Consider the following 12,535-nt stretch of genomic DNA (forward strand, 5'->3'; position numbering starts at 1 on the left):
GTTTGCTTAAAACATGCACGACCCGATCGGCTCTTTCTGAACCATGGCATCGCCGCTTTTGATGATCTGAATATTGACCGCAAGCACTCGGATGAGTTTAACCACTTGACGCGACGCCTGGAAGGCGATATTTCTCGACCAATACCATCCGGGATATCGATATATGCTCGACGGCGTATCCATGGATCAACTGCGCACCTTCATCGCTGCCGCCGACGAGGGGAGCTTTTCCGCGGCAGGACGCAAGCTTCGCAGGGCACAGTCCGTCGTGAGCCAGACGCTCGCCAATCTTGAAGCCCAGATCAATGTGCCATTGTTCGACCGAAGCGGCCGCTATCCGCGATTGACGGAGCAAGGTACTGCGCTGCTTTCGCAGGCGCGTCTCGTCGTCAGCGGCATGGACGGGTTCAAGTCGAAGGCGCGAGCGATCGCAGACGGACTCGAACCCGAGCTTTCCGTCGTGGTCGACGTGATGTATCCGATGGCATCGCTCACGGTGGCAGTCGGAGATTTCCGTGAAGCATTTCCGCACACGCCATTGCGGTTGTATGTCGAAGCTTTGGGCGCGGTAGTGCAGAGAGTACTGGAACGGGCGTGCAGGCTCGGCATCAGCGGTTCCATGCCAGCCGTGCCCGAAACGGTCGATGCCGAGAAACTGCTCGACGTGCCGATGGTTACCGTCACCGCTCCGACGCATCCTTTGGCATCGCTCAAACGGGTGGTCCGGTCGCGCGAGCTTGAAGAACACGTGCAGCTTGTATTGACTGATCGCACGGCTCTGACCGACGGGAAGTCGTTCGGCGTGTTCTCGCCGCAGATCTGGCGCTTGGCGGATCTCGGCGCGAAGCATGCGTTTTTACGCGCTGGTTTCGGCTGGGGGCATATGCCGGCCGCGATGGTACACGCCGATCTTGTGTCAGGCGACCTGGTACCGCTGCGAATCGAAAACTTCCAGCCCCGAACGCCGCCCATCGCCATGTTTGCAATCTATCGCAAAGATACGCCACCCGGCCCGGCGGGCCGCTGGTTCCTCGGTCGGCTAAAGCAAACCTCAAGCGAAGGATGACGGTCGCACTCGGCCTGACGCTTTTTACCAAGGTTGCAATTGATCCAGGAACTCGATAAGCAGCGCGTTCACCTTCTCGGGCGCTTCCTCTGTACAAGCGTGGCCACAACTCGGTATCAGGCAGAGTTTTGCGCCCGCGATGTTCTCATGCATATTGCGAGCCTGCTCCGGATCGATCCCCCGGGTCGTCGGCGCCGTGCAATATAAGCGTGGGGCACTTCAATTCATTGAGCTTGGCAGTCACGTCAGGCTTTCCAATCCATGACCGATATTCGGACCGATTCGAACGGACTTCCTGTCGAGCGGTTCGCTGCTGGTAGCGAAAACGCAAATCGGCGAATACACGCAGGCCAAGGCGTCGCTCGACCTTCACCTTTACGAGCTGGCAGGCAAGCAGGCCGGTGACCCGGAGAAGATGGCGCAGGCGATCATCGATGTCGGCGCATCGGCGCGGCCCCCTGTGCATCTTTTTCTCGGGAAGATTGCGTTCGATCTGGGCCGTGCAAAGATCGAAACGGTCCAGCAGGACTTGCAGGCATGGCTGGCGACCTCAACCAACGTCGACTACGCCGAGTAGGGACGTGACATGCCGAGCGGCATCGGCACAAGGCCGGCACGTGCTCTTCGAGCCGGCCGGCCGCCGGATGTCTCCAACGACAAGCACGCAATCGCTCAAGAAAGAAACGAGGTAAACCGCCGCTCCGCGACGCCCGTCGCAGCGGACCCATCGGTAAAGACGATGGATTCCATCGAAATATATAGGCTTCCGCGGAAGCTGACCATTCTCTAATCTCCAGCCATGTCATCCCCACCAGGAAATCGTCATGGCGCCAGTCACTGATCTACTCGAAGCGACCGTTCCCGTTACCACGCCGGCCCGTTTTTCGCGCTCCATTGTGGCGCGTACTCAGGGGCGCCACCACGGGCCGGTGACACGCATCGTCAGCCCCGGCGACCTGGGCGAACTGATCAAGCCGTTCGTGTTTCTCGACTACTTCGATTTCATGCCGTCGAGCGACGCATTGTTCCCGATGCACCCGCATTCGGGCATCGCGACGATCACGGTCCTGCTCTCGGGCAACCTGAGTTACGAAGATACGACGGGGGCGTCGGGCGTGTTGTCCGCGGGCAGCGTCGAATGGATGAACGCGGGCAACGGTGTCTGGCACGACGCCAGCCCTGCGGACCGTGAGCGCTTTCACGGTTACCAGATGTGGATCGCGTTGCCGCGAGAACTCGAAAACGGGGAACCCCAAACACAGTACCTTCCCGCGCGGGCTATTCCGCATGTCGGTCCTGCGCGCGTCATTCTGGGCAGCTACGGGAGTGCGCACAGCCCGGTGCTGGCTCCGAAAGGGATCAACTATTTGCACGTGCGGCTCAACGCGGGCGAGCACTGGCGCTATGTGCCGCCCGCTGGACATACCGTGGCCTGGACTCATGTGCATCGGGGCGAGCTTCATGTTGCCGGCGAACGACTGCTTGACGAACTCGCGGTATTCAGCGAGTCCGAAGACGCCATCGACCTTACCGCGGACGGCGACGCCGAATTCATATTCGCGTCAGCAGTAAAACACCCGCACGACCTGGTGCTCGGCTACTACTCGGTCCACACATCGGAGGCCGCGCTGCAAGCAGGAGAAGACCAGATCGCACGAATTGGCGAGCAGCTTCGCTCTCGCGGCCGCATCCGATAGTCGCACAAGCAGTCCATTTAATCTTCGCAACTTCTTATCCAAACCTTAAGGAAATCGTCATGAACTCGACCTCTGCAACTTCTTACCAGACTCTTCCGCTGATCGGCCGCATCCTCATCGCTGCCATTTTTCTGGTTAGCGGCCTTGGCAAACTCACGGCTCCGGCGGCGACCATCGGCTACATCGGCTCGCTGGGATTGCCCGTACCTCTGCTCGGCTATCTCGGCTTGATGGGACTTGAACTGGTTGGCAGCGTTCTGCTGATCGTCGGCTATCGTACGCGGCTCGTTGCCGTGCTGCTGGCAGCGTACTCGATTGTTACCGCGCTGATCTTCCACCACGCACTCGGCGACCAGAATCAGATGTTCCACTTTCTCAAGAACGTCGCGATGGCCGGTGGCTTGATCCAGGTCGTCGCTTATGGCGCAGGCGCACTCAGCTTCGACAGCCGTCGCGAGGTGCCGGTCGCCGGTATCACGCAGTAACGACGTTGGGGACGGCCTCGGGTCGTCCTGATAAGACATCAGCAGCACACCCGCGGCGCGTTGATGGTCGCTTCATCACTCTCAGGAGATTTCGATGGCTAAGGTTCTTGTTCTCTACTATTCGTCCTACGGACATATCGAGCAGATGGCTGAGGCCGTCGCACAGGGCGCTCGCAGCGCGGGCGCGCAGGTCGACGTCAAACGCGTACCGGAAACGGTGCCTGAAGACGTCGCCAGGGGCGCGCATTTCAAGCTCGACCAGGCGGCTCCGGTTGCAACCGTCGATGACCTCGAGAACTACGATGCGATCGTCGTGGGTACTGGCACGCGCTATGGCCGCATGTCGTCGCAGATGGCAGCGTTCCTCGATCAGACCGGGGGCTTGTGGATGCGTGGCGCATTGAACGGCAAGGTCGGCGGTGCGTTCGCGTCGACCGCCACGCAGCATGGCGGCCAGGAAACCACGCTTTTCTCGATCATCACGAACCTGATGCATCTGGGCATGGTCATCGTCGGGTTGCCCTACAGCCATCAGGGGCAGATGAACATGAGCGAGATCGTCGGCGGCGCGCCTTACGGCGCGACCACCGTCGCTTCCGGCGACGGCTCGCGTCAGCCAAGCGAGATCGATCTGGCCGGCGCTCGCCATCAGGGCGAACTGGTCGCAAAGACGGCGGCCAAGCTGTTCGGCTAACGCTTATCGGCACATTTGAACCGTTCTGGAGCATGACATGACCCATGGCAACACAAGCGAAGAAGCAAAGGCTGTAGTTCGTCGCAATACCGAAGAGGTTCAAGCCGGGGGTAACTTCGCCGTATTCGAAGAACTCTTCGCAGACGACTTCGTCGACCACACGCCGCAACCGAACTGCACTCCGGACAAGGATGGTGCACGTGGCCTCTATCACGCGCTGCGCGCCGCGTTCCCCGATTTCCACGCGGATATTCATTGGCAGGTTGCAGACGGGGATCTGGTGACGACCTACAAGACGTATCACGGCACGCACGAAGGCACCTTCCTTGGCGTGCCGCCCACCGGTCGAAAGATCCATTTTGAAACGGTCGACGCGATGCGCGTGCGCAACGGCAAGATTGCCGAGCACTGGGGTGTCGCCAATCTCTTCTCGCTGATGCAGCAACTCGGCGCTTTTGCTGCTGGCGAGAAAAAGGCGTGAAGGACGGGCCGCGCCCACACGGTGGCGCCAGTTCATGCGATGAAGCTTGCCAATTACTAGGGATGACAAAATGAGTGACGTTCTCAAAGGAAAGGTCGTGCTGGTCACCGGCGCGGCCAGCGGGATCGGTCGGGCCATTGCAATTAGTGCGGCTCGGCACGGAGCGAAGGCAGTGATCGTCTCCGACGTCACTGAAACCCCACACGAGGGCGGTACACAGACGACTGCCGAGATCGAAGCGCTGGGCGTGCTCACGCGATTTCAACGCACAGACGTAACGCAGCACGCGCAAGTCGACGCGCTCGTCGACGTGGCGAGCGAGTTTGGCGGCGTCGACGTGATGGTTTGCAACGCCGGCATCACGTTGCGCGAGGACGGTCCCGAGGTCGCCGAAAGCGACTACCGGCGCTTGATGGCGGTCAATCTCGACGGCGTGCTTTTCGGTGCGCAAGCCGCGGCACGGCAGATGAAGGCACGCGGCAAGCCGGGCAGCATCGTATTGATGGCGAGCATGGGTGGTATCTCGGGCGCCGGCATGACCGTCGCTTACTCGACCAGCAAAGGGGGCGTCGTGCTGATGGCCAAGGCGCTGGCGGACGCACTCGGCCCCGACGGTATCCGCGTCAATGCGGTCTGCCCCGGCACGATCGACACACACTTGCTGCGCACGAATCCCGGCATTGCCGCAGCCTCCGAAGGCTTTCGACAGCGGACGCCATTGCGCCGCCTGGGCAAGCCGTCCGAAATTGGCGACGCCGTTGCGTGGCTCGGTTCGGACATGTCGAGCTATGTCACCGGTATCGCCTTGCTCGTCGATGGCGGCCTGCTCTCGGTGATCTGACATATCAAAGCAACTGTGCCTGTACGGTCGCTTAATCAGGAGTTACCCATGAAAGCAATACTTGCCCACGCCTATGGCGGCCCCGAAGTCCTGACGCTTGAGGATATCCCTGACCCGGTACCGGGAGAAGGCGAGGTGTTGATCGACGTCGCGGCAAGCGGCGTCAACCCGGTCGACTGGAAAGTCCTGGAAGGCAGGATGAAAGCATTCCTGCCGCTCTCAATGCCTTACACCCCTGGCGTCGAAGTGTCGGGAAAGATTTCGGCATTGGGTGCCGGAGTCACGGGTTTCGCCTTGGGCGACGAGGTCTTCGGTTTCATCGGGATCGTCGGCGGGTACGCGACCAAGGTGGTCGCCTCAACGGAGCGCCTGGCCTTAGTGCCGAAGAAACTTTCGCTGCTTGAAGCGGCAGGCGTGCCTGCGACCGCGTTGACGGCATGGCAGGCGTTGCATGAGCACGCTAACGTCAAGCCGGGTCAGCACGTGTTGATTCACGGCGCGGCGGGCGGCGTTGGCAGCATGGCGGTGCAGTTGGCCAGAATCGCTGGCGCAAACGTAATCGGAACGGCGTCGTCCGCCAATCTCGACTACGTCAGGCGGCTTGGCGCGACGCAGGTCATCGACTACCGGACGGAGTCATTCGAGCAGGCCCTATCGTCGGTGGACATCGTCCTCGATCTGGTTGGCGGCGAAACGCAGGATCGTTCGTGGTCGCTGATAAAGGCGGGCGGCACCCTGGTGTCGCCGGTCAGTCCGCCGGACGCCGAGCGCGCCAAACGAACCGGTGTAGTGGCAAGGCATTTCGCAACCCGCTCCGACGGCAAGCAGTTGGCTGCACTCGCAGCACACTTCGAATCGGGCGATCTCAAGGTTGAACTTGAGACGGTCTTTCCGCTTTCGCGTGCCGCCGATGCCCTGAAAAAGAGCTTGACCCGTCATGCGCGCGGCAAGGTCGTGCTCGACGCGACCCGGTGATCCTGCTTGGGCGGTCTACGGAATTCAACTTCGACGGGACTTCGGCGACCTGTGTCGCTCTCAATCATGGACCTGCGTAGACTTCGGTATTTCATGGCAGTCGCCGAGGAGTTGCATTTCGGCCGGGCCGCACAGCGAATGCATGTGGTGCAGTCAGCAGTGAGCCACCAGGTGAAACTGCTTGAAGAAGAGCTTGGCTTTTCGCTGCTGGAGCGTTCACGCCACAACGTTCGGCTCACGGTTCCGGGTGAGATATTCCTGCCTGAAGCGCGTGACCTGCTTCGTCGGGCGGATGAGGCCATGCGTCGCGCCCGCGCTTCGGCGGAGGGTACGGTCGGGCGGCTAGCGATCGCCTTCGTCGATAATGTGCTTTGGTCCATACTGCCGCCGATACTCCGGGACTTTCGCCAGAGGTGGCCGCAAGTCGAGTTGACCTTGCATCCGCTCGATCGAAGCGCACAGATCGAGGCGCTCCGGACGTCAGTCATCGATATCGGTATCATGCCCTCGCCGTTCCCTGGCCATGCGCTCAAGTCTGCAGCGCTCGCCGCGGGTCCTTTGATGGCCGCGATCCCGGAGGGTCATCCGCTTGCCGCACGGTCGACGCTGGCGATCGTCGATCTTGAGAGCGAGCCGTTTGTCCTGTTTCCCCGAAGCATGAACAGTCGGATTCTCGAGATCATCGTCGGGTGCTGCGCTTCGGCCGGATTTACACCGCGCGTCGTCCAGGAAGCCGAACAGCTTCATACGCTCGTTGCGCTTGTTAGCGCGGGCCTTGGCGTTACGCTGGTGCCTCAGTGGGTTGCACGCGTTCAGCAACTCGGCGTCATCTACATACCCCTCGACGATCTTGTCACGCCTTACGAACTGATCGTCGCATGGAATCCCAATACGGACAATCCGGCAGTCGCGAACTTTCGCCAACTCGCAGCCGGGATCGCCGGTCAGATGCTCTTGTAGCCTCTACGCCCTTTAGTTCAATTCGACTCTTCCATCCGAAATCGGGATGCGGTGATTATTCATCGAGATCACGTGGTTAATTTTAATCGTTAGACAGCGATCACGGCTACCCCGATAGTTTGCAGCAATGCAAAACGCAATGCGGAGACAAAGACGATCGGAAGCCCTCCCATGATTGGCGCTTCAGTTCTGCCTTAAACCCCAATCGCGACAAATTCCAGAATCCTTGAATGCCGGCATCCGACGATGTCCGGGAGGTCCCTGCGCGCCTGAAATAGAGGCCGGCGACGAAGGTTTGCCGCAGGCACTACTACTGCCGAAAGTTTCAGGCAACCGAAAGAGCGCCCGCCACAAAAAAACAAATACGTGGGGTACGAAAAGTTTCGAGTTGGCAATTCTAAATGGAGGGGACTTTTGATGAAGAGGCAGATGTTAGCTGGTTTGGTGGCCGGGGCGTTTGCGGTTTGTGGACATGCCGAATCGAGTGTAACGCTCTACGGCATTCTCGACACCGCGATTGAGTTCACCAATCATTGGCCAACCAATCCCGACCAGCCCTCGGCGTCAGGCAACCGCTGGTCGATGGCGGACGGGGCTCGCTCCGGTGGCTCCCGCTGGGGCTTGACGGGCAATGAGGACCTCGGAGGGGGTCTTAAGGCGGAATTCCAGTTGGAGAGCGGGTTTCTGGTTCCTAACGGCGCTCTGATGCAGGAATTTTTCGGTCGTAGCGCGTGGCTCGGTCTGACATCGCCGACGGCTGGCACGCTTCGCTTTGGGCGGCAGTACACGTCCCTCGTGGATGCACTTTACCCGTCGTCGCCTACGGACCTCTCGGGCACATATGAACCCGTCGTCGCGGAAGTCGGCGCCAACCTTTGGGAAAGCAACGTCGTCAAATACAAGAACGCTTTCGGGCCGGTGACGCTGATCGGCCACTATTCCTTTAGCAACCTTGCAGGGCAGTTCTCGAATGGTTCGGGATATGGCGGTGCTGCCTCATTCGATAACGGCACGTTCACCGTAAGCGTGGGATACGACAACTTCCATCGCTCGGACGGTGTCGACGGCAGCTATACGCGCTTCGAAAAAGCGGCCATCGGTGTCACGTATTCGACCGCCGCACTCAAGCTCATGGGAGGGTATCGCTATGGAAAGAATGATCCGCTCGCCGGGTACGCCGCTCGCGACGATTACTTCTGGGTGGGCGCGCGCTACCTGTTCGCGGTCGACAAGACTCTGACCGTTGCGTACTACTACGACCGCATCCGCACAGCGACCGGTGCCAATGGCGAGGTGACGAGGCCCGCCAGCCCGCAGCAGGTTATGGCCGTTGGCGATTACTTGCTGTCGAAGCGCACCGACCTGTACCTGGTTGTGGGCTATTCGCGGCACTCGGCACTTAACTTTGACTCCTACAACGGAACGGCTGCTGCGTATAGGACGGCGTCTTCCGATAGCAGTCAGACCGGCGTGCAGATCGGCATGCGGCATACGTTCTAAGGAACAAGGAGGTCGGACACATCGCTTGACGAATGGTGGCCTGTTTTGAGGGAGGTGCTGCATCGGCGGCGCCTCCCTCACGAAAAAGACAGGCATTGAGCTCGCAAGCTGCCGCGTGAATCAAGCCGGTTCCCAATATCTCCAACATAGAGAAAACCCAAATGAGAGCAGTCGTACAGATTGGATTAGCTGTCGCATTGGCAGTCGCTATCGCACCGTTCGCAGCGTTCGCGCAGGACGGCAATAGCAGCGGGGTCGTAGCGTCGGCGGACGCAGGCAGCGCACCGAGCGCCAAGTCGGTCAGGGAGGCCAACCGCAGGCTCGCCAAGAGCGTGCGTACCGCAATGGCAAAGGCAAAGGGAATCGACATGACGCAACTATTCGTCTACGCGAAGGGCGGCGTTGTGACGTTGTCGGGTTCCGTGCCGAAGAGCAATCAGGTGGATCGCGCTGGTGAGATCGCCAGGAGCGTTCCGGGAGTTTCGTCGGTCGACAATCGGCTCAGTGTGTATGCAATAGAGCGGTAATCGCGAGGTTCGCTACAAATCGCTATCGCGATGAATGCGCGTTGAGTTCGGATATCCGGTAATCGATTGTCGAGATCATGTAGTCGATTTATATCGTTGGACAGTGATTACGGCAGCGTCGATAGTGGGTAGCAACGCAATACGAGCAGGAGACGAAGATGATCGCTTTTGCCACGGCGACAAGGTCACCATCGCGGACACCTGCCTCGTTCCTCAGGTGCTCAATGCCCGCAATTTCGATCTGGACATGACTCCCTTTCCTACCTTGCAGCGAACCTCGGATGCGGCGTTGGCACTGCCTGAGTTCGAACGCGCGATGCCCTCCAACCAGAAGGATTTCGAATGAACATCAACCCTCCGCTGACGCCCTCTACGGATGCGCCGTCACATGTCGAGCCGTCAAAGAGCTATGAATGGAAGGCCGTCACGCTGATGGCCTTCGGAATGGGGCTGGTCGGCATCGATCGCTTCCTGATCGTGCCGTTGATGCCGGTACTGATGCGCGATCTGAAGCTCGACTATCAGGATCTCGGCCATATCACCGGAGCATTGGCACTCGCATGGGGGTTGTCGGCGCTCCTGACAGGCAATCTCTCGGACAGGATCGGCTTCAAGCGAGTCATCGTACCGGCGATGATAGGTTTTTCGTTGCTGGCAGGCCTCGGCGGACTTGCGACGGGGGTCGGCAGCCTGATCGCCATCCGCGCATTCATGGGGGTGGCGGAGGGTGCGTTCACGCCGGCGAGCATCATTGCAACCATGGATGCGTCACCGCCGAGCCGGCACGGGCGCAATGTGGGGATCCAGCAAATGATGCCGGCCCTGCTTGGGCTCGGTCTCACACCGATCGTGGTGACGCAGCTTCTCAAGGTGATGAACTGGCCATGGATTTTCCTGCTGGTGGCACTTCCGGGTTTCATCGTCGCGTTCCTTGCACAACGGGTATTGCGCCGGCCGTCGCCGGCTGATATCGCAAAGCACACGGCGACACACGACACTTCCCAACATCGCTGGTACGAAGTGTTTCGTTATCGCAATGTGCCGCTTGGCATCATATGCATGCTGTGCTGGCTCGCTTGCCAGATCGTCATTGCTGCGCTGTTTCCCAACTATCTTGTCGACTATCTGCATCTCGACATGCAGCAGATGGGTTTCGTTCTTTCGTCGCTCGGCTTTGGCGGCGCGATCGGCGCACTCGTGCTGCCGGCGCTGTCAGACCGCGTCGGCCGCAAGCCCGTCATGCTGCTTTCGGCCGCGGGCGTATTTTTGTCGCTGTGGATCTTCCTGCGAACGGGTGCGGCGCCAGTTCCGTTGTTCGTCTGCCTGATGGTCGCGATGGGTTGTCTGTATAGCCTGATCACACTGACCGTCGGTCCGGTCGCGGCGGAGGCTGTGCCGGCGCAACTGATGTCCACCGCATCGGGCATGATCATCGGTATCGGCGAAGTATTTGGCGGCGGCGCGGCGCCTGCTTATGCGGGCTATCTGGCGAAGCATTTCGGCATCGAACATGCGGTGACCATGCCGCTCTGGACGATCTGCGCGGGAGCCATCGCAGTCGTAGCGTTGAAGGAAACCGCTCCTGCCCGGATATGCGGTAAGCGCGTGAGCGAGCCGGGCGAGAAAGGAGGACATGATGTCCGATAACACCGGCACGGCAGACCTGATGGAGACGTCCGAGCGCGAGGCTTTTTACGAACGAATCGGTCAGAAGAATCTCGCGCCGCTTTGGACTTCGCTCAACGACCTGATCACGCCCGAGCCTCGCAGCAAATGCGTGCCGGCACACTGGTGCTTCGCGGATGTCCGCGAAGCGATGATGGAAGCGGGCAGCATCATTACGGCGAAAGAGGCTGAGCGACGCGTGCTGGTGCTGGAGAATCCCGGCCTGCGCGGCGGATCGAAGATCACAACCGATCTGTATGCGGGCGTGCAACTCGTCCTGCCCGGCGAAGTTGCGCCTGCTCACCGTCATGCGCAAACGGCCTTGCGTTTTGTGATGGAAGGCGGTGGCGCCCACACATCGGTGAATGGCGAGCGCACCATGATGAACGAAGGGGACTTCATCATCACGCCACCGATGGCGTGGCACGACCATGGCAATGAAAGCGACAGGCCGATCTTCTGGCTCGACGGTCTTGACATACCCATGGTGCAGTTCCTGGATACCTCGTTCGCCGAGCATCTTGGCGAGGACGAGCAACCGATTACGCGACCCATCGGCGACAGTGATGTCCGCTACGGCGCAAACCTCCTCCCGGTAGATCATCATCCGAACGGCGGCACTTCGCCGATCTTCAACTATCCGTACGCGCGAACGCGCGAGGCGTTGGAACGGATGCGCCGTACGAATGCGTGGGATCCCTGTCACGGGCTGAAAATGCGGTACGTCAACCCGAGTAACGGCAAGTATGCGATGACGACCATGGCAACTTTCATGCAATTGCTGCCTCGGGGCTTTTCCACTGCCGCATACCGTTCCACCGACGCGACAGTCTTTGTGCCTATCGAAGGACGGGGCCGTAGCCGCATCGGAAAAGACATCATCGTGGAGTGGAGCAAGCGGGATATCTTCGTGGTTCCGTCGTGGCATCAGGTGAGCCACGAGGCTGACGAAGACAGCGTATTGTTTTCGTTTTCAGATCGGCCTGTTCAGGAGGCGCTTTATCTGTTCAGGGAGGAGAGGGGGCCAGCGTGACGCCTTTAGCCTTACTGTGTCAGGGTAGGCACTTCTTCATCCTTTGCATGAGGAAGTGATGGACTGGGAGACGTCGTTCGACGAATATCTGGAACATCTAGGTGAGGCAGTCAGCATAGCGATCGCCACTCGGGTTGGTTGGCTATTGTCAGGGGTTGATGCTGCCGATTCGGCGTAGGAGGTGGAGCTGTTGGCGGCACATCTGGAACCTCCGCGCTTGCGTGCGCGGAATCAATCACTTCATCACTTCGTGTCGAAGTGGAATGGTCTGACGCCACGTTACACGAGCAAGTGCGTCGCTGGGTGCTGCCGCACATGGATTCGGCAAAGAGCTTGTACTGATTTGTCGACCACACGGGCTTCCCGAAGAAGGTCAAGCATCGGTCGGCGTTGGCGCGGGAATACTGTGGGCAATTGGGAGGCAGGATAATTGCCAGATGGCCGTGAGCCTGTCGATGGCCACCGAAGAGGTAATCCTGCCGGTGGCTTATCAGCTTTGTTTGCCGATATCGGAATTATCCGGAACTGACTGGCCGAGAAACTCTAAAGCTTGAATCGTATCCGGGAGAGGCCGCAGAAATTCGAGTCGGGCGACTTGTTCGATGGTCCGT

Annotated in this window: 15 protein-coding genes; all 15 read left to right on the plus strand. The window is 59.7% G+C overall.

Annotated elements, in window-relative coordinates; genetic code table 11:
- Positions 1-163 precede the first annotated feature (163 nt).
- The 15 genes from AWB68_RS04350 (at position 164) to AWB68_RS51320 (ending at position 12,478) form a co-directional block, all read left to right on the plus strand.
- Entirely contained in the window at positions 164-1,066 is a 903-nt protein-coding gene (locus tag AWB68_RS04350) for a LysR family transcriptional regulator (protein WP_087643129.1), read from the plus strand.
- Between the two features lie 415 nt (positions 1,067-1,481).
- Positions 1,482-1,643 carry a hypothetical protein gene (locus AWB68_RS48115; RefSeq protein ID WP_160109965.1) on the plus strand — a complete coding sequence of 54 codons (162 nt, stop codon included), beginning with the start codon at positions 1,482-1,484 and terminating at the stop codon, positions 1,641-1,643.
- 247 nt (positions 1,644-1,890) lie between these two features.
- A complete protein-coding gene (locus tag AWB68_RS04355; RefSeq protein WP_087643130.1) occupies positions 1,891-2,763 on the plus strand; it encodes a pirin family protein in 873 nt (290 codons plus the stop codon).
- A gap of 59 nt (positions 2,764-2,822) precedes the next feature.
- Positions 2,823-3,248 carry a DoxX family protein gene (locus AWB68_RS04360; RefSeq protein ID WP_087643131.1) on the plus strand — a complete coding sequence of 142 codons (426 nt, stop codon included), beginning with the start codon at positions 2,823-2,825 and terminating at the stop codon, positions 3,246-3,248.
- A 94-nt stretch (positions 3,249-3,342) separates the two neighbouring features.
- A complete protein-coding gene (wrbA, locus tag AWB68_RS04365) occupies positions 3,343-3,942 on the plus strand; it encodes an NAD(P)H:quinone oxidoreductase (protein WP_087643132.1) in 600 nt (199 codons plus the stop codon).
- A 37-nt stretch (positions 3,943-3,979) separates the two neighbouring features.
- The gene (locus tag AWB68_RS04370) at positions 3,980-4,423 is read left to right on the plus strand and encodes an ester cyclase (protein WP_087643133.1); all 444 of its coding nucleotides are present in this window, start codon (positions 3,980-3,982) and stop codon (positions 4,421-4,423) included.
- Between the two features lie 70 nt (positions 4,424-4,493).
- A complete protein-coding gene (locus AWB68_RS04375; protein ID WP_087643134.1) occupies positions 4,494-5,264 on the plus strand; it encodes an SDR family NAD(P)-dependent oxidoreductase in 771 nt (256 codons plus the stop codon).
- Positions 5,265-5,399: 135 nt separating this feature from the next.
- Positions 5,400-6,239 (plus strand): NADP-dependent oxidoreductase, encoded by an 840-nt coding sequence (locus tag AWB68_RS04380; protein WP_235028198.1) that lies wholly within the window; start codon positions 5,400-5,402, stop codon positions 6,237-6,239.
- A 66-nt stretch (positions 6,240-6,305) separates the two neighbouring features.
- Positions 6,306-7,199 (plus strand): LysR substrate-binding domain-containing protein, encoded by an 894-nt coding sequence (locus AWB68_RS04385; protein WP_268810916.1) that lies wholly within the window; start codon positions 6,306-6,308, stop codon positions 7,197-7,199.
- A gap of 417 nt (positions 7,200-7,616) precedes the next feature.
- Positions 7,617-8,699, plus strand: a complete 1,083-nt coding sequence (locus AWB68_RS04390) for a porin (protein ID WP_087643137.1) — start codon at positions 7,617-7,619, stop codon at positions 8,697-8,699.
- A 161-nt stretch (positions 8,700-8,860) separates the two neighbouring features.
- A complete protein-coding gene (locus AWB68_RS04395; protein ID WP_087643138.1) occupies positions 8,861-9,226 on the plus strand; it encodes a BON domain-containing protein in 366 nt (121 codons plus the stop codon).
- A gap of 34 nt (positions 9,227-9,260) precedes the next feature.
- Positions 9,261-9,572, plus strand: coding sequence for a glutathione S-transferase family protein (locus AWB68_RS04400; RefSeq protein ID WP_125482871.1), 312 nt, complete (start codon positions 9,261-9,263; stop codon positions 9,570-9,572).
- Positions 9,569-10,873, plus strand: coding sequence for an MFS transporter (locus tag AWB68_RS04405; RefSeq protein ID WP_087643140.1), 1,305 nt, complete (start codon positions 9,569-9,571; stop codon positions 10,871-10,873). The genes AWB68_RS04400 and AWB68_RS04405 overlap by 4 nt, the downstream gene beginning before the upstream one ends.
- Positions 10,863-11,924, plus strand: coding sequence for a gentisate 1,2-dioxygenase (gene gtdA / locus AWB68_RS04410; RefSeq protein WP_087643141.1), 1,062 nt, complete (start codon positions 10,863-10,865; stop codon positions 11,922-11,924). Before AWB68_RS04405 ends, gtdA begins: the two co-directional genes overlap by 11 nt.
- 413 nt (positions 11,925-12,337) lie before the next feature.
- Positions 12,338-12,478 carry a hypothetical protein gene (locus tag AWB68_RS51320; protein ID WP_374729551.1) on the plus strand — a complete coding sequence of 47 codons (141 nt, stop codon included), beginning with the start codon at positions 12,338-12,340 and terminating at the stop codon, positions 12,476-12,478.
- Positions 12,479-12,535 lie beyond the last annotated feature (57 nt).

Origin of the sequence: Caballeronia choica, assembly GCF_001544535.1 — a bacterium.
Classification (GTDB): domain Bacteria; phylum Pseudomonadota; class Gammaproteobacteria; order Burkholderiales; family Burkholderiaceae; genus Caballeronia; species Caballeronia choica.

Excerpts from the sequence above, each read along its gene's own strand:
- AWB68_RS04350 (WP_087643129.1), top strand. The coding sequence starts at position 164 with ATGCTCGACGGCGTATCCATGGATCAACTGCGCACCTTCATCGCTGCC.
- AWB68_RS48115 (WP_160109965.1), top strand. The coding sequence starts at position 1,482 with ATGGCGCAGGCGATCATCGATGTCGGCGCATCGGCGCGGCCCCCTGTG.
- AWB68_RS04355 (WP_087643130.1), top strand. The coding sequence starts at position 1,891 with ATGGCGCCAGTCACTGATCTACTCGAAGCGACCGTTCCCGTTACCACG.
- AWB68_RS04360 (WP_087643131.1), top strand. The coding sequence starts at position 2,823 with ATGAACTCGACCTCTGCAACTTCTTACCAGACTCTTCCGCTGATCGGC.
- wrbA (WP_087643132.1), top strand. The coding sequence starts at position 3,343 with ATGGCTAAGGTTCTTGTTCTCTACTATTCGTCCTACGGACATATCGAG.
- AWB68_RS04370 (WP_087643133.1), top strand. The coding sequence starts at position 3,980 with ATGACCCATGGCAACACAAGCGAAGAAGCAAAGGCTGTAGTTCGTCGC.
- AWB68_RS04375 (WP_087643134.1), top strand. The coding sequence starts at position 4,494 with ATGAGTGACGTTCTCAAAGGAAAGGTCGTGCTGGTCACCGGCGCGGCC.
- AWB68_RS04385 (WP_268810916.1), top strand. The coding sequence starts at position 6,306 with ATGGACCTGCGTAGACTTCGGTATTTCATGGCAGTCGCCGAGGAGTTG.
- AWB68_RS04390 (WP_087643137.1), top strand. The coding sequence starts at position 7,617 with ATGAAGAGGCAGATGTTAGCTGGTTTGGTGGCCGGGGCGTTTGCGGTT.
- AWB68_RS04395 (WP_087643138.1), top strand. The coding sequence starts at position 8,861 with ATGAGAGCAGTCGTACAGATTGGATTAGCTGTCGCATTGGCAGTCGCT.
- AWB68_RS04400 (WP_125482871.1), top strand. The coding sequence starts at position 9,261 with ATGCGCGTTGAGTTCGGATATCCGGTAATCGATTGTCGAGATCATGTA.
- AWB68_RS04405 (WP_087643140.1), top strand. The coding sequence starts at position 9,569 with ATGAACATCAACCCTCCGCTGACGCCCTCTACGGATGCGCCGTCACAT.
- gtdA (WP_087643141.1), top strand. The coding sequence starts at position 10,863 with ATGTCCGATAACACCGGCACGGCAGACCTGATGGAGACGTCCGAGCGC.